The organism is Streptomyces sp. NPDC111507 (genome assembly GCF_055638955.1).
In genome coordinates, this window is record NZ_JBVKBU010000001.1 from 1373640 (window position 1) to 1393886 (window position 20247).

At 69.5% G+C, this 20247-nt stretch carries 19 protein-coding genes; 14 read left to right on the forward strand and 5 right to left on the reverse strand.

The features are described 5' to 3' along the window. Window positions 1-69 precede the first annotated feature (69 nt). The 4 genes from tesB to ACZ7M2_RS06105 form a co-directional block, all read right to left on the reverse strand. Complete coding sequence (tesB, locus tag ACZ7M2_RS06090) at window positions 70-942, reverse strand: acyl-CoA thioesterase II (protein ID WP_352046951.1); 873 nt, start codon at window positions 940-942, stop codon at window positions 70-72. A gap of 46 nt (window positions 943-988) precedes the next feature. After that, a complete protein-coding gene (locus ACZ7M2_RS06095; protein ID WP_403695715.1) occupies window positions 989-2146 on the reverse strand; it encodes an acyl-CoA dehydrogenase family protein in 1158 nt (385 codons plus the stop codon). A gap of 198 nt (window positions 2147-2344) precedes the next feature. Then, the gene (locus tag ACZ7M2_RS06100; RefSeq protein WP_471594310.1) at window positions 2345-2617 is read right to left on the reverse strand and encodes a hypothetical protein; all 273 of its coding nucleotides are present in this window, start codon (window positions 2615-2617) and stop codon (window positions 2345-2347) included. A 464-nt stretch (window positions 2618-3081) separates the two neighbouring features. Further along, window positions 3082-3684 carry an SACE_7040 family transcriptional regulator gene (locus tag ACZ7M2_RS06105; protein ID WP_471594311.1) on the reverse strand — a complete coding sequence of 201 codons (603 nt, stop codon included), beginning with the start codon at window positions 3682-3684 and terminating at the stop codon, window positions 3082-3084. Between the two features lie 98 nt (window positions 3685-3782). Between ACZ7M2_RS06105 and ACZ7M2_RS06110 the strand changes: the two genes are divergently transcribed. From ACZ7M2_RS06110 to ACZ7M2_RS06125, 4 genes are read left to right on the forward strand one after another with little or no spacing between them, the layout of a single operon-like run. Next, window positions 3783-5399, forward strand: coding sequence for a carboxyl transferase domain-containing protein (locus ACZ7M2_RS06110; protein WP_352046953.1), 1617 nt, complete (start codon window positions 3783-3785; stop codon window positions 5397-5399). Between the two features lie 14 nt (window positions 5400-5413). Beyond that, window positions 5414-7372, forward strand: coding sequence for an acetyl/propionyl/methylcrotonyl-CoA carboxylase subunit alpha (locus tag ACZ7M2_RS06115; RefSeq protein WP_471594312.1), 1959 nt, complete (start codon window positions 5414-5416; stop codon window positions 7370-7372). Continuing rightward, window positions 7369-8325, forward strand: a complete 957-nt coding sequence (locus ACZ7M2_RS06120) for a hydroxymethylglutaryl-CoA lyase (protein WP_471594313.1) — start codon at window positions 7369-7371, stop codon at window positions 8323-8325. The genes ACZ7M2_RS06115 and ACZ7M2_RS06120 overlap by 4 nt, the downstream gene beginning before the upstream one ends. Window positions 8326-8336: 11 nt before the next feature. Continuing rightward, window positions 8337-9497 (forward strand): acyl-CoA dehydrogenase family protein, encoded by a 1161-nt coding sequence (locus ACZ7M2_RS06125; protein WP_352047054.1) that lies wholly within the window; start codon window positions 8337-8339, stop codon window positions 9495-9497. Between the two features lie 75 nt (window positions 9498-9572). Here the strand turns inward: ACZ7M2_RS06125 and ACZ7M2_RS06130 are convergent, their stop codons facing one another. After that, window positions 9573-10058, reverse strand: coding sequence for an ATP-binding protein (locus ACZ7M2_RS06130; protein WP_471594314.1), 486 nt, complete (start codon window positions 10056-10058; stop codon window positions 9573-9575). Between the two features lie 224 nt (window positions 10059-10282). Here ACZ7M2_RS06130 and ACZ7M2_RS06135 point away from each other — a divergent pair, with 224 nt between their 5' ends. The 10 genes from ACZ7M2_RS06135 to ACZ7M2_RS06180 all read left to right on the forward strand — a co-directional run bounded on the left by ACZ7M2_RS06135 (window position 10283) and on the right by ACZ7M2_RS06180 (window position 20231). Further along, window positions 10283-11137 (forward strand): helix-turn-helix domain-containing protein, encoded by an 855-nt coding sequence (locus tag ACZ7M2_RS06135; protein ID WP_471594315.1) that lies wholly within the window; start codon window positions 10283-10285, stop codon window positions 11135-11137. A 12-nt stretch (window positions 11138-11149) separates the two neighbouring features. Continuing rightward, window positions 11150-11338, forward strand: a complete 189-nt coding sequence (locus ACZ7M2_RS06140; protein ID WP_471594316.1) for a DUF397 domain-containing protein — start codon at window positions 11150-11152, stop codon at window positions 11336-11338. 342 nt (window positions 11339-11680) lie between these two features. Beyond that, window positions 11681-12343: a DUF4232 domain-containing protein gene (locus ACZ7M2_RS06145; RefSeq protein ID WP_471594317.1), complete on the forward strand. Its 663-nt coding sequence runs from the start codon at window positions 11681-11683 to the stop codon at window positions 12341-12343. Between the two features lie 221 nt (window positions 12344-12564). Next, on the forward strand, window positions 12565-12918 hold the full coding sequence (locus ACZ7M2_RS06150) for a tannase/feruloyl esterase family alpha/beta hydrolase (RefSeq protein ID WP_471594318.1): 354 nt from the start codon (window positions 12565-12567) through the stop codon (window positions 12916-12918). Between the two features lie 149 nt (window positions 12919-13067). Then, window positions 13068-14117, forward strand: coding sequence for an ABC transporter substrate-binding protein (locus tag ACZ7M2_RS06155; RefSeq protein WP_471594319.1), 1050 nt, complete (start codon window positions 13068-13070; stop codon window positions 14115-14117). Window positions 14118-14159: 42 nt separating this feature from the next. Next, window positions 14160-15014 carry a siderophore-interacting protein gene (locus ACZ7M2_RS06160; RefSeq protein WP_471594320.1) on the forward strand — a complete coding sequence of 285 codons (855 nt, stop codon included), beginning with the start codon at window positions 14160-14162 and terminating at the stop codon, window positions 15012-15014. 154 nt (window positions 15015-15168) lie between these two features. Continuing rightward, complete coding sequence (desA, locus tag ACZ7M2_RS06165) at window positions 15169-16626, forward strand: lysine decarboxylase DesA (protein WP_471594321.1); 1458 nt, start codon at window positions 15169-15171, stop codon at window positions 16624-16626. After that, the gene (locus ACZ7M2_RS06170; protein ID WP_471594322.1) at window positions 16610-17896 is read left to right on the forward strand and encodes a lysine N(6)-hydroxylase/L-ornithine N(5)-oxygenase family protein; all 1287 of its coding nucleotides are present in this window, start codon (window positions 16610-16612) and stop codon (window positions 17894-17896) included. Before desA ends, ACZ7M2_RS06170 begins: the two co-directional genes overlap by 17 nt. Next, window positions 17893-18462 carry a GNAT family N-acetyltransferase gene (locus ACZ7M2_RS06175; RefSeq protein ID WP_471594323.1) on the forward strand — a complete coding sequence of 190 codons (570 nt, stop codon included), beginning with the start codon at window positions 17893-17895 and terminating at the stop codon, window positions 18460-18462. The genes ACZ7M2_RS06170 and ACZ7M2_RS06175 overlap by 4 nt, the downstream gene beginning before the upstream one ends. Beyond that, window positions 18459-20231 (forward strand): IucA/IucC family protein, encoded by a 1773-nt coding sequence (locus tag ACZ7M2_RS06180; RefSeq protein ID WP_471594324.1) that lies wholly within the window; start codon window positions 18459-18461, stop codon window positions 20229-20231. The genes ACZ7M2_RS06175 and ACZ7M2_RS06180 overlap by 4 nt, the downstream gene beginning before the upstream one ends. Window positions 20232-20247 lie beyond the last annotated feature (16 nt).

A 20247-nucleotide genomic window follows, 5' to 3' on the forward strand; every position in this document is an offset into this window, starting at 1 on the left:
CGGAACGGGGATTAGAGGTCTGGACTTACGTCGCCTCCACAGGCGTGACTTTCCGTGCGCCGGTGCGGCTCACCTCGGCACCCGGACCACGCCCTCCTGGATCACCGAGATGGCGAGCCGTCCGTCCTGGGTGTAGATGCGGGCCTGGCCGAGGCCGCGGCCGCCGGAGGCGGACGGCGACTCCTGGTCGTACAGCAGCCATTCGTCGGCGCGGAAGGGGCGGTGGAACCACATCGCGTGGTCCAGCGAGGCCCCGACGACGTCCCCGGTCACCCAGCCGCCGCGCCCGTGCGCGAGCAGGATCGAGTCGAGGAGCGTCATGTCGGAGACGTAGGTGGCGAGGACGACGTGGAGGAGGGGATCGTCGGCCAGCTTGCCGTTGGTGCGGAACCACACCTGGGAGTGCGGTTCGCGGATCTCGCCCACCGTGCCGTACGGAGGCGCGTCGACATAGCGCAGGTCGACGGACTCGCGCGCTTCGAGGAGCCGTTCGACGACGAACGGGTCCTTGATGACATCGGCGTACAGCGGCAGCAGTTCGGCGGCCGTGGGCAGCGTCTCCGGGTCGGGCGCGGGCGGCATCGGGGCCTGGTGCTCCATGCCCTCCTCGTACGTCTGGAAGGACGCGGAGAGGTGGAAGATCGGCTGCCCGTGCTGGATGGCGACGACGCGGCGGGTGGTGAAGGAGCGCCCGTCGCGGATGCGGTCCACCGTGTACACGATGGGCGCGCCGGGGTCCCCCGGACGCAGGAAGTACGCGTGCAGGGAGTGCGCGTGCCGGTCCTCGGGGACCGTGCGCCCGGCGGCCACCAGTGCCTGCGCCGCCACCTGCCCGCCGAAGACGCGCGGGACGACGGCGGAGCGGGACTGGCCGCGGAAGATGTCCTGCTCGATCCGCTCCAGGTCGAGCAGATCGAGCAGGGACTCAAGTGCCTGACTCATGCGTCAGTTGTATCGTGCGGTTGTTTCCGGTGATCTTTCGCGGGCCTTACAGGCCCATGTCCTTCGCGATGATCGACTTCATGATCTCGCTGGTGCCGCCGTAGATACGGTTGACGCGGTTGTCCGCGTACAGGCGGGCGATCGGGTACTCGTTCATGAAGCCGTAGCCGCCGTGCAGCTGGAGGCAGCGGTCGATGACACGGTGCGCGACCTCGGTGCAGAACAGCTTGGCCGACGCGGCCTCGGCCGGGGTCAGCTCGCCCGCGTCCAGGGCCTCCAGGGCGCGGTCGGCGACGGCCTCGGCGGCGTCCACCTCGGCCTGGCAGGCGGCCAGCTCGAACTTGGTGTTCTGGAAGTGCGCGACCGGCTTGCCGAAGACGGTGCGCTCCTGCACGTACTCCTTGGCGAACCGGACGGCGGCCTTGGCCTGCGCGTAGGCGCCGAAGGCGATGCCCCAGCGCTCGGAGGCGAGGTTGTGGCCGAGGTAGTAGAAGCCCTTGTTCTCCTCGCCGAGGAGGTCCTCGACCGGGACCTTGACGTCGACGAACGCCAGCTCGGCGGTGTCGGAGGTCTTCAGGCCCAGCTTGTCGAGCTTGCGGCCGATGGAGTAGCCCTCGGACTTGGTGTCGACGGCGAAGAGGGAGATGCCGTGGCGGCGGTCCTCGGCCGTGGGCGCGGAGGTGCGGGCGCAGACGATCACGCGGTCGGCGTGCACGCCACCGGTGATGAAGGTCTTGGAGCCGTTGAGGACGTAGTGCGTGCCGTCCTCGGAGAGCTTGGCGGTGGTCTTCATGCCCGCGAGGTCGGAGCCGGTGCCCGGCTCGGTCATCGCGAGGGCCCACATCTCCTCGGCGGAGACGAACTTCGGCAGGAACCGCTTCTTCTGCTCGTCGGTGGCGAGCATCTTGATGTAGGGCAGGCCGAGCAGCACGTGCACACCGGAGCCGCCGAACTGCACACCCGCGCGCGCGGTCTCCTCGTACATCACCGCCTCGAACTTGTACGAGTCGATGCCGGCGCCGCCGAACTCCTCGTCCACGCGGATGCCGAAGACGCCGAGCTCGGCGAGCTTGTAGTAGAAGTCGCGCGGCGCCTGGCCCGCGGCGAACCACTCGTCGTAGACGGGAACGACCTCGGCCTCTATGAAGGCCCGCAGGGTCTCCCGGAACGCCTCGTGGTCCTCGTTGAACACCGTACGGCGCACCGCCGCCACCCTTCCTTGCGCCTAAGCCGGCGCCGCTCTCGCGTACCTGGTTGCGCGCCGTCTGGGTACCTCAATTGATGGTTGCGGTCCCAAATCTAAGCGCTTGCTCAGACGCCAGGTTACCCGTCGGTCACGACGGCCGTCCAGAGCCATCGGCTGCCCTCCCTCATGACGCTCGTCACGCCCGCTTGACGCTCGTCACGCCCGTTCCAGCTCGGCCGGCCGGGCGAGGACGCGCTGTGGAAGCTCCACGGCGATCAACCGGAACGGGGTCCAGCGGTCCTCGGAGTCCGGCTTCATCGACGCCGAGAACCGGAAGCGCCCCCTGGCACTGGGCTCGGCGACCATCTCGCCGAACGTGCCGCTGGGTATCAGCCAGGCGGTCATGTCCACCAGCGAGATGGAGACGTTCAGCTCACCGCCTGTGGCGAGGATCGCCGAGGCCGCGACCATGTATTCGGCGGCCGGCACGCGACCGAAGATGGCCACGATCACGGATCAACGCGCCCATGGCCCCCACCACTTGGGCGGCATCGGGTCGGCCGGCGCCGAGGTCGGCTGATCGGGATGGAGACCTAGCCTGCGCAGGGTGTCGGCGCGCACGCGGACGACGACCGTGCCGTGCCAGTGACCGTCCGACCGGACCCCGCACATGAGGTCGATCCGTACATCCCGTACAGCGAAGGGGTCCCAGTCGATGCCACGGTCACGCAGTCAAACCGCCATCAGCCGCCCCGGCCGCGGGCAGCCGGGGACGTTCTCGAAGCGGAAGAGGGTCACCCAGTCGGAAGCCTGTTCGCTCATGGCCATGTGTCCATTCATGGCCGCCATCATGGCGCAGGAGACAGAGCCGCCGCTCGTATAAAAACCCGTATACATAGAGGCCCGTGCACATAAAGGCCCATATGCACAAAACCCGCATCAAGGGATCCGCATCAAAGAACGCTGTCCCCCGCCGCCGCCGCGAAGGCGCCCCGCGCCATCCGGTGCAGCAGGGCCGCCGTCACGCCGCGCCCCGGCAGCGCCCCGGGCCGCCCGAGGTGGGGTGTCGAGTTCAGGAGGCCGAAGACCGAGTGCACCGCCGAGCGGGCGGTGGGTTCGGTGAGGGCCGGATACACCTCGCGCACGACCTCCACCCACAGCTCGACGTACTGCCGCTGCAGCTGTCGTACGAGCTTGCGGTCGCTGTCCCGCAGGCGGTCCAGCTCGCGGTCGTGCAGGGTGATCAGGGGACGGTCGTCGAGCGCGAAGTCGATGTGACCCTCGACGAGCGAGTCGAGGACCGCCTCCGCACCCCCGTCGGCCTCCGCCACCCGGCGCTTGCCGCCGGTGAGCAGCTGCCCACTGATCCCCACCAGCAGCTCGGCGAGCATCGCGTCCTTGCCCGCGAAGTGCCGGTACAGACCGGGGCCGCTGATGCCGACCGCCGCTCCTATCTCGTCCACCCCGACGCCGTGGAAGCCGCGCTCGGCGAAGAGCCGGGCAGCCTCCCGGAGGATCTGCTCGCGTCGGGTGGGGGCGTCGGTTCTCGTGGCCATGGAAGCAATTCTAGACAGGGAGGTTAGCGGTCGTTAACCTGGACGACATGCGTTAACGCTCATTAACTGGTGGACCACTGGTGAGGGGACCGCGGGACATGCACGAAGCACCGGAGCTGACGAGCGCGGCAGATCCCGCGTCGGAGGCCTGGCGGGCCAACGAGGCGGCCCATCGCGCCCTCGGCGAGGAGCTGCGCGCCAAGCTCGCCGAGGCACGCCTCGGGGGCGGTGAGCGGGCCCGGGAGCGCCACACCGCGCGCGGGAAGCTGCTCCCGCGCGAGCGCGTGGACACGCTTCTCGACCCGGGCTCGCCCTTCCTGGAGCTGGCCCCGCTGGCGGCCCACGGGATGTACGACGGGCAGGCACCGGCCGCGGGGGTGATCGCCGGGATCGGCAGGGTCAGCGGCCGCGAGTGCGTGATCGTCGCCAATGACGCCACCGTCAAGGGCGGCACGTACTACCCGATGACCGTGAAGAAGCACCTGCGGGCACAGGAGGTGGCGCTCGAGAACCGCCTCCCCTGTGTCTATCTCGTCGACTCCGGAGGCGCCTTCCTGCCCATGCAGGACGAGGTCTTCCCGGACCGCGACCACTTCGGGCGGATCTTCTACAACCAGGCGCGGATGTCGGGGGCCGGGATCCCGCAGATCGCCGCCGTCCTCGGCTCGTGCACGGCCGGCGGCGCGTACGTCCCGGCGATGAGCGACGAGGCCGTGATCGTGCGCAATCAGGGCACGATCTTCCTCGGCGGGCCCCCGTTGGTGAAGGCCGCCACCGGCGAGGTCGTCACCGCCGAGGAGCTGGGCGGCGGCGAGGTCCACGCGCGTGTGTCGGGCGTCACCGACCACCTCGCGGAGGACGACGCGCACGCGCTGCGGATCGTACGGAACATCGCGGCCACGCTCCCCGCGCGCGGGCCCCTCCCCTGGGCGGTCGAGCAGTCCGTCGAGCCCAAGGTGGATCCGTACGGGCTCTACGGCGCGGTGCCCGTCGACTCCCGCACCCCCTACGACGTACGCGAGGTCATCGCGCGCGTGGTGGACGGTTCACGCTTCGCCGAGTTCAAGGCGGAGTTCGGGCAGACCCTGGTCACGGGCTTCGCGCGCATCCACGGACACCCGGTCGGGATCGTCGCCAACAACGGCATCCTGTTCTCCGAGTCCGCCCAGAAGGGCGCCCACTTCATCGAGCTGTGCGACCAGCGCGGCATCCCCCTGGTGTTCCTGCAGAACATCTCGGGCTTCATGGTGGGGCGTCAGTACGAGGCCGGTGGCATCGCCAAGCACGGCGCCAAGATGGTCACGGCCGTCGCCTGCACCCGCGTGCCCAAGCTGACCGTGGTGATCGGCGGTTCGTACGGCGCGGGCAACTACTCGATGTGCGGCCGGGCGTACTCGCCGCGCTTCCTGTGGATGTGGCCCGGCGCCAAGATCTCCGTGATGGGCGGCGAGCAGGCCGCGTCCGTCCTCGCGACCGTCAAGCGCGACCAGCTGGAGGCGCGCGGGGACTCCTGGCCCGCCGAGGACGAGGACGCCTTCAAAGCCCCGATCCGCGCCCAGTACGAGCGGCAGGGCAGCGCCTACTACGCGACGGCCCGCCTCTGGGACGACGGCGTGATCGACCCGCTGGAGACCCGGCAGGTGCTGGGGCTCGCACTGACCGCCTGCGCCAACGCGCCACTGGGTGACCCCCAGTTCGGCGTCTTCCGGATGTGATGAGGGTGCCCGAGATGTTCGACACAGTCCTTGTGGCCAACCGGGGCGAGATCGCCGTACGCGTCATCCGCACCCTGCGCGCGCTCGGCGTGCGCTCGGTCGCCGTCTTCTCCGACGCGGACGCCGACGCCCGGCATGTGCGCGAGGCGGACACGGCGGTACGGATCGGTCCGGCGCCGGCCGCCGAGAGCTATCTGTCGGTGGAGCGGCTCCTCGAAGCCGCCGCTCGCACCGGGGCCCAGGCGGTGCACCCCGGGTACGGCTTCCTCGCCGAGAACGCCTCGTTCGCGCGCGCGTGCACCGAGGCCGGGCTCGTCTTCATCGGCCCGCCCGCGGACGCGATCGCGCTGATGGGCGACAAGATCCGCGCCAAGGAGACGGTGAAGGCGGCCGGGGTCCCGGTCGTCCCCGGCTCGTCCGGCAGCGGCCTTACGGACGCTCAGCTGGCCGAGGCCGCACGGGAGATCGGCATGCCCGTGCTGCTCAAGCCGTCGGCGGGCGGCGGCGGCAAGGGCATGCGGCTGGTGCGGGACGCGTCGGCGCTGGGCGAGGAGATCGCCGCGGCCCGCCGCGAGGCCCGCGCCTCCTTCGGCGACGACACCCTCCTCGTCGAGCGCTGGGTCGACCGCCCCCGGCACATCGAGATCCAGGTCCTGGCCGACGGCCACGGCAACGTCGTCCACCTGGGCGAGCGCGAGTGCTCCCTCCAGCGCCGCCACCAGAAGATCATCGAAGAGGCGCCGAGCGTGCTCCTCGACGCCGGCACCCGCGCCGCGATGGGCGAGGCGGCCGTCCAGGCGGCCCGCTCCTGCGGGTACGAGGGTGCGGGCACGGTCGAGTTCATCGTCCCCGGCTCCGACCCGTCGTCGTACTACTTCATGGAGATGAACACCCGCCTCCAGGTGGAGCACCCGGTCACCGAACTGGTCACGGGGATCGACCTGGTCGAGTGGCAGCTGCGGGTCGCCGCGGGCGAGCGACTGCCGTACGGGCAGGAGGACATCACCCTCACCGGACACGCGGTGGAGGCACGCATCTGCGCCGAGGACCCCGCACGCGGCTTCCTGCCGTCCGGCGGCACGGTGCTCGCCCTGCACGAGCCGCAGGGCGACGGAGTGCGCACCGACTCGGGGCTGAGCGAGGGCACGGAGGTCGGTTCGCTCTACGACCCGATGCTGTCCAAGGTCATCGCGTACGGGCCGGACCGCGCGACCGCGCTGCGCAAGCTGCGTGCCGCCCTCGCGGAGACGGTCACGCTCGGCGTGCAGACCAACGCCGGGTTCCTGCGACGGCTGCTGGCCCATCCGGCCGTGGTGGCGGGGGACCTGGACACCGGGTTGGTGGAGCGGGAGGCGGAGGAGCTGCTCTCCGGTTCCGGCGACGTACCGGAGGAGGTGTACGACGCCGCTGCCGCGGTACGGCTGTCGTCGCTGGCCCCGGCGGAGGGCGGCTGGACCGACCCCTTCTCGGTGCCGAGTGGTTGGCGCCTGGGCGGTGAGCCCGCACCCGTGGTGTTCCACCTGCGCGCGCCGGGACTCGAACCCGTCGCTCACCACCCGCGAGGCGCGAGCACCGTCACCGCCGGCCAGGTGTCGGTGGTGCTGGACGGCGTACGCCACACCTTCCACCGCGCCGGCGACTGGCTCGGCCGCGAGGGTGACGCCTGGCACGTGCGCGACCACGACCCCGTGGCCGCCTCCCTCACCGGCGCGGCGCACGCGGGGGTGGACTCGCTCACCGCGCCCATGCCCGGCACGGTGACCGTCGTGAAGGTGGCCGTGGGCGACGAAGTGACCGCGGGACAGAGCCTGTTGGTGGTCGAGGCGATGAAGATGGAGCACGTCATCTCCGCCCCGCACGCCGGGACCGTCAGCGAGCTGGACGTCACGCCGGGCACCACGGTCGCCATGGACCAGGTGCTGGCCGTGATCACGCCGTACGAGGAGACGACACCGTACGAGGAGACGACATGAGCACCCCCGAACTCGGCCTCCCCATGGTCGTACCGGCCCCGGACCTGCCCGCGCGGGTGCGGATCTACGAGGTCGGCGCACGCGACGGGCTGCAGAACGAGAAGGCGACCGTGCCGACGGAGGTGAAGGCCGAGTTCGTCCGGCGCCTCGCGGACTCGGGCCTGACCACCATCGAGGCCACCAGCTTCGTCCACCCCAAGTGGGTGCCCCAGCTGGCGGACGCGGAGCAGCTGTACCCGCTCGTGAGCGACCTGGGCAGGTCCTCGGGGGTGCACCTCCCGGTCCTCGTACCCAACGAACGGGGTCTGGACCGGGCGCTGGCCCTCGGCGCCCGCCATGTCGCCCTGTTCGCCAGCGCGACGGAGTCCTTCGCGAAGGCGAACCTCAACCGGACCGTCGACGAGTCCCTGGCCATGTTCGAGCCGGTGGTGTCCCGGGCCAAGGCGGACAAGGTGCACGTCCGCAGCTATATCTCGATGTGTTTCGGCGACCCGTGGGAGGGGCCCGTACCCATCCACCAGGTCGTACGCGTCTGCAAGGCCCTGAGGGACATGGGCTGCGACGAACTGAGCCTCGGCGACACGATCGGCGTGGCGACACCGGGTCATGTGCAGACCCTCCTCGCCGAGCTGAACGAGGAGGGCGTGCCGACCAGCGCGCTCGGTGTGCACTTCCACGACACCTACGGCCAGGCGCTCGCCAACACCCTGGCCGCCCTCCAGCACGGCGTCACCACCGTCGACGCCTCCGCGGGAGGCCTCGGCGGCTGCCCCTACGCCAAGTCCGCCACCGGCAACCTCGCCACCGAAGACCTCGTATGGATGCTCCAGGGCCTCGGCATCGACACCGGTGTCGACCTCGCCCGCCTCACCGCCACCAGCGTGTGGATGGCCGAGCGACTGGGCCGACCCAGCCCGTCCCGCACGGTCAAAGCCCTCTCCCACAAGGAATGATCCCCATGTCCCTGGACCACCGTCTCTCCCCCGAACTCGAAGAACTCCGCCGTACGGTCGAGGAGTTCGCCCACGACGTCGTGGCCCCGAAGATCGGCGACTTCTACGAGCGGCACGAGTTCCCGTACGAGATCGTGCGGGAGATGGGCCGCATGGGCCTGTTCGGACTGCCCTTCCCCGAGGAGTACGGCGGCATGGGCGGCGACTATCTCGCCCTCGGGATCGCCCTGGAGGAGCTCGCCCGGGTGGACTCCTCCGTCGCCATCACCCTGGAGGCGGGCGTCTCGCTCGGCGCGATGCCGATCCACCTCTTCGGCACGGAGGCCCAGAAGCGGGAGTGGCTCCCCCGCCTCTGCTCCGGCGAGATCCTCGGTGCCTTCGGTCTGACGGAGCCGGACGGCGGCTCGGACGCGGGCGCGACCCGCACGACGGCCCGTCTCGACCCGGACACGAACGAGTGGGTCATCAACGGCAGCAAGTGCTTCATCACCAACTCCGGCACGGACATCACGGGCCTGGTCACGGTCACCGCCGTCACCGGTCGGGGGCCTGACGGCAAACCGCTCATCTCCGCGATCATCGTCCCGTCCGGCACCCCCGGCTTCACGGTCGCCGCCCCGTACTCGAAGGTCGGCTGGAACGCCTCCGACACCCGCGAGCTGTCCTTCGCCGACGTCCGCGTCCCGGCCGCGAACCTGCTCGGCGAGGAGGGCCGCGGCTACGCCCAGTTCCTGCGCATCCTGGACGAGGGCCGCATCGCCATCGCGGCCCTGGCGACCGGCCTCGCGCAGGGCTGCGTCGACGAGTCGGTGAAGTACGCCAAGGAGCGGCACGCGTTCGGACGCCCGATCGGCGCGAACCAGGCCATCCAGTTCAAGATCGCCGACATGGAGATGAAGGCCCACATGGCCCGCGTCGGCTGGCGCGACGCCGCGTCCCGCCTCGTCGCGGGCGAGCCCTTCAAGAAGGAGGCGGCGGTCGCCAAGCTCTACTCCTCCACCATCGCCGTCGACAACGCCCGCGACGCCACCCAGGTCCACGGCGGCTACGGCTTCATGAACGAGTACCCGGTGGCCCGCATGTGGCGCGACTCCAAGATCCTGGAGATCGGCGAGGGCACGAGCGAGGTACAGCGGATGCTGATCGCGAGGGAACTGGGGCTGACGGGCTGAGCGCCTGCCTGGGCCGAGGCCCGGTAACACGAACGCCCGCGCAGGGAAGTCATGCCGACAGTCCCGCGAGGGCGTTCATCCGCCGATAGTGGCGATGGATCGCCGAGCCGCCGCCCCGTCACCGCCCACCTCGAACCACAGCAGCTTCCCGGCACCCCGCCCCAGGAGGTCGTCGCCGAGCGCCCAGCCGCCCCACGAGTGCGCGCATTCCTGTACGAGCAGCAGCCCGCGCCCACCGTCGGCGTCCGCCGGAACGGAAGCGACCCGGCGACCGGGCGACTGATCGAAGGGCGCGGGGATGTACGGGCTGCTGTCCCACACTCCCACCCGTAACCGCCCGCCTCCCAACGCGGTCAACCGCAGGGAGGCGGGCCCTTTCGTGTGCCGGTAAGCATTGGTGACCAATTCGGACGTCAACAGCTCGACCACGTCGAGAACTTCGCGCATGCCATGCCCGTCGAGTGCGGCCCGCACGGTCATACGTGCGACGCGTGCGGCGCGGGGGTCAGGGGGCAGCCGAAGGGCGTACACCCACGTATCGGGCGGGGATACGGTGACCATGAACACCTCCAGGAGAGAAGGGGCTTGGGCTCGCTCAACGTCGGCGCCGTGCGGCGGCAATGCCTGGGTTGGTGCGCTTCCGGCTTAGGGGCGCGGGCAGTTGGGCGGTACGTGACCACCGTAGAGCAGACGGTTAGATACCTCTAACCATTCCTACGCGAAGAATCCAACCTTCACTCGTGTGAGGGAGAGGAACGCCGCGCCGCGGCCGGGAAGGAGAGGCTTTGCCGCCCACCAGCAGCCCCACCCTGCGGCAGCGGAGATTCGGCGCGGAGCTGCGCAAGCTCCGCGAACGGGCCGGGCTCACCGCAACCGGGGCCGCCGAGCTGCTCGGCGTCAACCAGGCTCGCGTCAGCATGATCGAGACCGGCCGCACACCCATCAGCGCCGACCGCGTCCGCTCTATTGCACGCGCGTACGACTGCTCGGACGATCTGCTTGTCGACGCCTTGACCGCGATGACTGGGCGGCGAACGCGCGGCTGGTGGGAGACGTACCAGGAGCACCTGCCCGCCGCATTGGTCGACCTTGCCGAACTGGAACACCACGCAATGAGGTTGCGCGTGGCGCTCGTGCTCCACATCCCGGCGCTCCTGCAGACCACTGATCACGCCCGCGCCCTGTTCCGGTCCGTGGTCCCGCCCATGCGGCAGTACGAGATCGAGCACCGACTGACCCACCGCATCAAGCGCCAGGGCATCCTGCACCGCGAGAGTCCACCCCCGTACTCGGCGATCATCCACGAGTCGGCCCTCCGCATGGGCTTCGGAGGCCCCGCCGTCGCCCGTGGGCAGCTCAAGCACCTGCTCGACATGGGCGAACTCGCCCATGTCGGTGTCAGGGTGATCCCCTTCGGTACGGACTACTTCCCGAGCACCGGCCAGTCCTTCGACTACGTCGAGGGGCCCGTTCCGCAGCTGGACACCGTCCAGTTGGACACGCACCACGGCGGCTGTGGATTCCTGGACGCGGAGGCACAGTTGAGTAAGTACCGTTCTGTGCTCGATCACATGGAGTCCTGCGCGCTCGGCCCCGCCGAGTCACGCAACTTCATCCACCGCCTCATCCGGGACACCTGAAAGAGAGCGACCGTGCAGACCATCCATTGGCAGAAGTCCACCTACAGCGGCGACAGCTCGAACTGCGTCTACGTCGCCGCCACTCCCACCGGGACGGTCCACCTCCGCGAAAGCGACGAACCGGAAACCATCCTCACGACCACGCCCGCTGCCCTCAAGTCCCTGATACGGACCCTCAAGACGTCGGCCGACCCTCGTTAGGGCCTGCCCAGCGGATCAGGTCACAGGAACCGGGCGGCGGCTCACCAGCGTGATCCGCCGGACAGGCCCTAGCCATGCGGGGCCGGAGCCGACGTGCTTCCTGCCTTGATCAGGCCGTGCTCCAGTACGTACAGCCACCCCAGGACGGCGGCGGCGACGCGACCGACCGAGTCCTGGACCCGGTGCGGTCACCGGCTGACACGGCCCGGGGAGAGCGCCCCTACAGCATCCGGAGATACGCGCGAACTTTTCCGCGCCGGCGTGCATCACACAGGGATGACGGGGCACATGGCGCCGCTCACACGCTCGTCTCGGGCTGTAAGTTTCAAGGAGTAAACAGACATGGCAACCTTCCTGACGGCACGACGTGTGGTGTCCGCGCTCGGTGCAGTAGCCGCCCTGAGCCTGCTCACAGCCTGCAACGACGGTCAAGGCACCGCCAGCGCTCCGAAGACGACATCCGGGTCGGGCCAGCAGGCCTCCGGTGATGACTCGAGCACCGCCGACACCACGCCGAACACGGGCGCCACCTCCACCGGCACCGGTGCGTCGAAGGGCTCCGGCGGCACGTCGGTCTCCGGGGGCGGCGCCACGAGCACTCGCTGCAACGCCTCCGAACTGCGCGGGCACGTCGGCGAGAACAACCCGGGCGCCGGGCAGGAGAACTTCCCCCTTGTCGTGACCAACTTCTCCGGGCGCACCTGCACCATCGACGGCTACCCGGGCGTCGCCTTCGTGAACGGCTCCGGCAAGCAGCTGGGACCGGACCCCAAGCGCGGCTCCGGAAGCCCCACCAAGATCACGCTGGCGCCGGGCAAGAGCGCCTGGGCGGGACTGAGCTTCGGCAACCCCGAGGTCAGTGGGGCCCGCAAGGCCACACCCACGGGGATCCTGATCACGCCGCCGGACGAAAAGGTCTCCCTGAAGGTGGACTGGACAGGCGGCGCGGTACCCGTCTCCTCCGCCGCGAACCTGACGGCCTTCCAGGCGGGCACCGGCGCCTGACCCGCCCCCACCCCACACCCCATTGCCGCAGTGCGACCGCTGTCCGCTCTGCGGCAATGGGGTTCGTCATAGCACCGCTGCTGTTGTCACAGGACAACAAACCAGCCCATGGGCGACAGGATCAAGGGGCCAAACGAAGCAGCCGCACCATTACCGTCCCGGACGGTATACGTCGCCGCCCCTCCCACGGGGACGGTCCACCTCCGCGAAAGCACCGAATCATGTTCCTGCTGCCCGGCGTCGCGCACTGCGGCGGCGGCCAGGGCCCGGACACCTTCGACGCGTTGACCGCGATGACCGACTGGGTCACCGAGGGCGAGGCGCCGAGCAGTCTGACGACCAGGTCCGTGGACAGCGGCGGTAACACCACCGCCGGCCGTCCCGTCTACCCCTTCCCCTACGTCGCCGAGAACACCACGGGCGGCCCGGCGGACGACGCGGGCAGTTACACGCCCGTCAGGTCCACCGCCGAGGCCAACCTGACGCTGAACCGGCTCGGTTCCTTCCGTTCCGGCTACGAGACCGTCGGCAACTGGGTGCACGGCAAGTGGGTGGTGTCCAAGGGCAAGGCCTGACCGCCCGACCGGCACACGGGCGGCACACGGGTGGCCCACAGGTTCGGGCGGAGGGCGCCCGCCCTCTGGACAATTAGTGAGGTTAGGCTAACCTACCTTCGAACTTGTCCGGCGGGCGCTACCGCCCCGTGCCGAAAGCAGCCACACACATGTCCAACGCCCGTGCCACCCACCTCACCCGACGCGGCATCCTCGCCGCCGGCGGCGCCCTCGGTCTCGGTGCCGTCCTCGCCGCCTGTGGCGACGACGACGGCAAAAGCGGTGGCTCGGAGTCGACGAAGGCCGCCGCCGCCAAGTCCGGTCCCTGGACCTTCAAGGACGACCGCGGCACGACGGTGAAGCTGGACAAGATCCCGGCGAACATCGTCGCCTTCACCGGTGTCGCCGCCGCCCTCTACGACTACGGCATCGAGGTCAAGGGCGTCTTCGGCCCGACCACGACCAAGGACGGCAAGGCCGACGTCCAGGCCGGCGACATGGACGTCAGCAAGCTGACCGTCCTCGGCAACGAGTGGGGCCAGTTCAACATCGAGAAGTACGCGGCCCTCGCGCCCGACGTGCTGATCTCCACCATGTTCGACTCCGCGGGCACCCTCTGGTACGTCCCCGAGGAGTCCAAGGCGAAGATCCTCAAGCTCGCCCCGAGCGTCGGCATCTCCGTCTACGACCGGCAGATGCCCGTGTCGTTGCAGCGCATGCTCGCGCTCGCCGTGTCGCTGGGCGCCGACGAGAAGTCCGCCAAGATCGCCGAGGCCAAGAAGAAGTTCGAGACGGCCGCGGAGCGGCTGCGCACCGCGGCCAAGGCCCGCCCCGAGATCAAGGTCCTCGCCGGTTCCGCGAGCCAGGACATCTTCTACGTCTCCGGCTCGAACCTCTCCATCGACCTGGAGTACTTCAAGGCACTCGGCGTGAACATCGTCGAGCCCTCCGCCAAGGCCCTGAAGGCCAGCGGTGGCTGGTTCGAGAACCTGAGCTGGGAGAACGTCGACAAGTACCCCGCGGACATCATCGTCATGGACGACCGCAGCGCGACCATCCAGCCGGCCGACATCACCGAGGCCACCTGGAAGAAGCTGCCCGCGGTCAAGGCCGGCCAGGTCATCGCCCGCTCCCCCGAGCCGATCGTGTCGTACGACAAGTGCACCCCGCTCCTCGACAACCTCGCCGAGGCGATCGAGAAGGCCAAGAAGGTCGCCTGACACCCCCTGACGTGACCACCTGACGATGACTCAGGAGCACTTATGACGACGGCCGTAGCCGCCCCGTTCCGTTTCTTCTCCCTCCAGGTCGTACGGACGAGGCGGCTCGGTCCGTCGCTGGTCCGGATCACCTTCGCCGGCGACGACCTGCCGGCCTTCGCCTCCCACGGCCGGGACCAGAGCCTCTCCCTCTTCCTGCCGCACCCCGGCCAGACCGAGCCCGCCGTCCCCTATGAACTGGGCGACCGCTGGTGGCAGGGCTGGCGCGAACTCCCCGACGACGAACGGGCGGTGATGCGCTCGTACACGCTGCGGGCGCTGCGCCGGGACGCCCGGGGCCGTACGAGCGAGATCGACATCGACTTCGTCCTGCACGGTGTGGAGCCGGACGCCGAGGTCCCCGCGGGGCCGGCGTCCCAGTGGGCCTCCCGCGCGTCGGCCGGTGACCGCGTCGTACTGCTCGGCCCGGCGGTCGAGGACAACCGGGCGATCCGCTTCCGCCCGCCCGCCGACACCGACCTGGTCGTCCTGTGGGCGGATGAGACCGCGCTGCCCGCCGCCTCCGCGATCCTCGAGTCCCTGCCCGCCGGCACCCGTGTCCGCGCCTGGCTGGAGGTCCAGCACGCCGAGGACGTCCAGGACCTGCCGGTCACCGCCGAGGCGGAGATCACCTGGCTCGTACGCGACGACGGGGCTCCCCCGGCCGTCGACGCGGTACGCGCCGCCCGGCTTCCGGCCGCCGGGAGTCCGTACGCCTGGATCGCGGGCGAGTCCGGGTGCGTGAAGGAGATGCGCCGTCATCTCGTACGCGAGCGCGGCATCGACCGCAGGCGGGTCACCTTCGTCGGCTACTGGCGGCGCGGGCTGACCGAGGAGCAACTGCGCGAGCAGGAGTGACCGTTCACGAGAAGTCACAGGTGGGGCGGGGTCGCAGATCGACTTAGGTTAGGCTAACCTAAATCGAACGCCAGGACCCCGCCCCGCTTCTCGTCCCGGCGCAGCCCTCGCCCCACCCGTCCCGCTCGGACTCTCCCGCACGGAGGACCCCCACATGCGCTCGCACCTGCTCAATGACACGACCGCGGAGCGGTACCGCCGCTCCGTGACCGAAGGAATCGAGCGGGTGGCGGCCAAACTCGCCACCACCGACCGACCGTTCACGGGTGTCACGGTCGACGCCCTCGCTCCCCGTATCGAGCAGATCGACCTGGACCGCCCGCTGCACGACACCAGCGCCGTCCTCGACGAGCTCGAAGAGGTCTACCTCCGGGACGCGATCTACTTCCACCACCCGCGCTACCTCGCGCACCTCAACTGCCCGGTGGTCATACCCGCCGTGCTCGGCGAGGCCGTCCTGTCCGCCGTCAACTCCTCCCTGGACACCTGGGACCAGTCGGCCGGCGGCACCCTCATCGAGCGCCGGCTCATCGACTGGACCAACGAGCGCATCGGCCTCGGCCCGGCCGCCGACGGCGTGTTCACCAGCGGCGGCAGCCAGTCCAACCTCCAGGCCCTTCTGCTGGCCCGCGAGGAGGCCAAGCCGCGGAGCGGACCGGGCGACAACGCCGCCGAACTCCGCATCTTCGCCTCCGAGGCCAGCCACTTCAGCGTCAAGAAGTCGGCCAAACTCCTGGGCCTCGGCGCGGACTCCGTCGTCTCGATCCCCGTCGACCAGAACAAGCGCATGCAGACGCTCGCCCTCGCCCACGAGCTGGAGCGCTGCGAGCGCGACGGCCTGATCCCGATGGCCGTCGTCGCCACCGCCGGCACCACCGACTTCGGCTCCATCGACCCGCTGCCCGAGATCGCGGAGCTGTGCGCCCAGTTCGGCGCGTGGATGCACGTGGACGCGGCCTACGGCTGCGGACTGCTCACCTCCCTCAAGAACCGGGACCGCCTCGACGGCATCGAGCGCGCCGACTCCGTCACCGTCGACTACCACAAGTCCTTCTTCCAGCCCGTGAGTTCGTCCGCCGTGCTGGTCCGCGACGCCGCCACCCTGCGCCACGCCACCTACCACGCGGAGTACCTGAACCCGCGCCGCATGGTCCAGGAGCGCATCCCCAACCAGGTCGACAAGTCCCTGCAGACCACCCGCCGCTTCGACGCCCTCAAGCTGTGGATGACGCTGCGTGTGATGGGCGCCGACGGCATCGGCGAACTCTTCGACGAGGTCTGCGACCTGGCCCAGGAGGGCTGGAAGCTGCTCGTCGCAGACCCCCGCTTCGACGTGGTGGTCGAGCCGTCCCTGTCCACCCTCGTCTTCCGCTTCATCCCGGTCGCCGTCACCGACCCGGCCGAGATCGACCGCGCCAACCTCTACGCCCGCAAGGCCCTGTTCGCCTCCGGTGACGCCGTCGTCGCGGGCACCAAGGTCGGCGGCCGCCACTACCTGAAGTTCACCCTGCTCAACCCCGAGACCACGACCGACGACATCGCCGCCGTGCTCGATCTGATCGCCGGCCACGCCGAGCAGTACCTGGGAGAGTCCCTTGACCGCGCTTCCTGAATCCGTCGAAGCCACTGGAAAGACCTACGACTTCGTGGGGATCGGGCTCGGGCCCTTCAACCTCGGCCTCGCCTGCCTCACCGAGCCGATCGCCGAACTGGACGGCGTCTTCCTCGAGTCCAAGCCGGACTTCGAGTGGCACTCCGGGATGTTCCTGGAGGGGGCGCATCTCCAGACCCCGTTCATGTCGGACCTGGTGACCCTCGCCGACCCGACCTCCCCGTATTCCTTCCTCAACTACCTCAAGGAGTCCGGGCGGCTGTACTCCTTCTACATCCGCGAGAACTTCTACCCGCTCCGGGTCGAGTACGACGACTACTGCCGCTGGGCCGCCTCGAAACTGAGCAGCGTCCGCTTCAGCACGACGGTCGAGGAAGTGACGTACGAGGGCGATCTGTACCACGTGCGGACGGCGGCCGGCGAGGTGTTCCGCGCCCGCCACCTGGTCCTCGGCACCGGAACACCCCCGTACATCCCCGAGGCCTGCGCGGACCTCGGCGGCGACTTCATCCACAACTCCCGCTACCTCCAGCACAAGCGGGAACTCCAGGCGAAGAAGTCGATCACGCTCGTCGGCAGCGGCCAGTCCGCCGCCGAGATCTACTACGACCTGCTCAGCGAGATCGACGTCCACGGCTACCGGCTGAACTGGGTCACGCGCTCTCCGCGCTTCTTCCCGCTCGAGTACACCAAACTCACGCTGGAGATGACCTCCCCGGAGTACATCGACTACTTCCACGCGCTGCCCGAGCCGACCCGCTACCGCCTCCAGACGGAGCAGAAGGGCCTGTTCAAGGGCATCGACGGCGAGCTGATCGACGCGATCTTCGATCTGCTCTACCAGAAGAACCTCGGCGGCCCCGTCCCGACGCGGCTGCTCACCAACTCCTCCCTGAACACGGCCGCTCACGAGAACGGCACGTACACCCTGGGCCTGCGCCAGGAGGAGCAGGGCAAGGACTACGAGCTGAACTCCGAGGGCCTGATCCTGGCCACCGGCTACAAGTACGCCGAGCCGGAGTTCCTGAAGCCGGTCCGCGAGCGGCTGCGCTACGACACCCGCGGCAACTTCGACGTGGCCCGCAACTACGCCATCGACACCACGGGCAGCGGCGTCTTCCTGCAGAACGCGGGCGTCCACACCCACAGCATCACCAGCCCCGACCTGGGCATGGGCCCGTACCGCAACGCGTCCATCATCCGTGAGCTGCTCGGCACCGAGTACTACCCGGTCGAGAAGACGATCGCGTTCCAGGAGTTCAGCGTATGAGCACCACAAGCCGTACAGGCACGACCACCGACGTGGGCACCTTCACCATCCGCCCTCTCGACGCCCTCCAGGACGCCGAGTTGCTGCACTGCTGGGTGACCCACCCCAAGGCCGCCTTCTGGATGATGCAGGAGGCGAAACTGCACGACGTGGAGCGCGAGTACATGGCCATCGCGGCCAGCGAGTACCACGACGCGTTCCTGGGGTCGCTGGACGGCGAACCCGTGTTCCTGATGGAGCGGTACGACCCGGCGCACGTGGAGCTGGTCGGTCTGTACGAGCCCGCGCCCGGAGATGTCGGCATGCACTTCCTGGTCGCGCCGACGGAGACGCCGGTGCACGGGTTCACCCGGGCAGTGATCACCGCGGTGATGGAGCATCTGTTCGCCGACCCGACGACCGCGCGGGTCGTCGTCGAGCCCGACGTGCGCAACACGGCCGTGCACGCGCTGAACGAAGCCGTCGGGTTCGTGCCCGAGCGCGAGATACAGAAGCCGGAGAAAAGGGCGTTGCTGAGCTTCTGCACCCGGGAGCGGTTCGAGCGGACGGCAGGGGTGACCGTATGAGCCTCGCCGACGCCGTGGCCCACCTCTCCCCCGAGCGCTGGGAGCGCGCGGGCCGCCTTCTCGTCCGCAAGGCCCTCGCCGAGTTCGCGCACGAGCGCCTCATCACTCCGGAGCCCGAGGGCGACGGCAGGTACGTCGTCCGCAGCGACGACGGCCTGACCCGCTACCGCTTCACCGCCACCCTCCGCTCCCTCGACCACTGGCAGGTCGACCCCGAGTCGATCACCCGCCACCGCGACGGAACCGAACTCCCGCTGGCCGCACTCGACTTCTTCATCGAGCTGAAGACGTCGCTGGGCCTGAGCGACGAGGTGCTCCCGGTCTACCTGGAGGAGATCTCCTCCACCCTCTCGGGCACCTGCTTCAAACTCACCAAGCCGCAGATCCCCTCCGCCGAACTCGCGAAGTCCTCCTTCCAGGAGATCGAGACCGGCATGACCGAGGGCCACCCCTGTTTCGTCGCCAACAACGGGCGGCTCGGCTTCGGCGTGCACGAGTACCTCTCGTACGCCCCCGAGACCGCGAGCCCGGTCCGGCTGGTGTGGCTGGCCGCGCACCGCTCCCGGGCCTCCTTCACCGCGGGTGTGGGCATCGAGTACGAGTCCTTCGTGCGCGAGGAGCTGGGGGCCGGGACGGTCGAGCGGTTCACCGCCACCCTCACCGAACAGGGCCTCGACCCCGAGGACTACCTGCTCATCCCCGTCCACCCCTGGCAGTGGTGGAACAAGCTCTCGATGACCTTCGCGGCCGAGGTCGCCCGGCGCCACCTGGTCTGTCTCGGCGAGGGCGACGACGAGTACCTGGCCCAGCAGTCCATCCGGACGTTCTTCAACACCACCAGCCCCGGGAAGCACTATGTGAAGACGGCGCTGAGCGTCCTCAACATGGGCTTCATGCGCGGTCTGTCCGCCGCCTACATGGAGGCGACACCGGCGATCAACGACTGGCTGGCCCAGCTCGTCGAGAACGACCCGGTGCTCAAGTCCACCGGCCTGTCGGTCATCCGCGAGCGCGCCGCCGTCGGCTACCGCCACCTGGAGTACGAGGCCGCCACCGACCGCTACTCCCCGTACCGCAAGATGCTCGCGGCCCTGTGGCGCGAGAGCCCGGTCCCCTCGCTCCAGGAGGGCGAGAGCCTGGCCACCATGGCCTCCCTCGTCCATGTCGACCACACGGGCGCCTCCTTCGCGGGCGCGCTGATCGAGCGGTCCGGGCTGACCCCCGTGGAGTGGCTGCGCCGCTATCTGCGCGCCTACTTCACACCCCTCCTGCACAGCTTCTACGCCTACGACCTGGTCTACATGCCGCACGGCGAGAACGTCATCCTCGTCCTCAAGGACGGCGCCGTGCAGCGCGCGATCTACAAGGACATCGCCGAGGAGATCGCCGTCATGGACCCGCAGGCGGTGCTGCCGCCCATGGTCGAGCGGATCCGCGTCGAGGTCCCCGAGGACAAGAAACTCCTGTCCATCTTCACGGACGTCTTCGACTGCTTCTTCCGCTTCCTGGCGGCCGGCCTGGCCGACGAGGGCATCCTCGACGAGGACGACTTCTGGCGGACGGTCGCCGAGTCCGTGCGCGAGTACCAGGCGTCGGCGCCCGAACTCGCCGACAAGTTCCGGCAGTACGACATGTTCGCGCCCGAGTTCGCGCTGTCCTGCCTGAACCGGCTCCAGCTGCGCAACAACAAGCAGATGGTGGACCTGGCCGATCCGTCCGGCGCGCTTCAGCTGGTCGGCAGCCTGAAGAACCCGATCGCGGGTCTCTGAAACCGGTGGGGCTCAG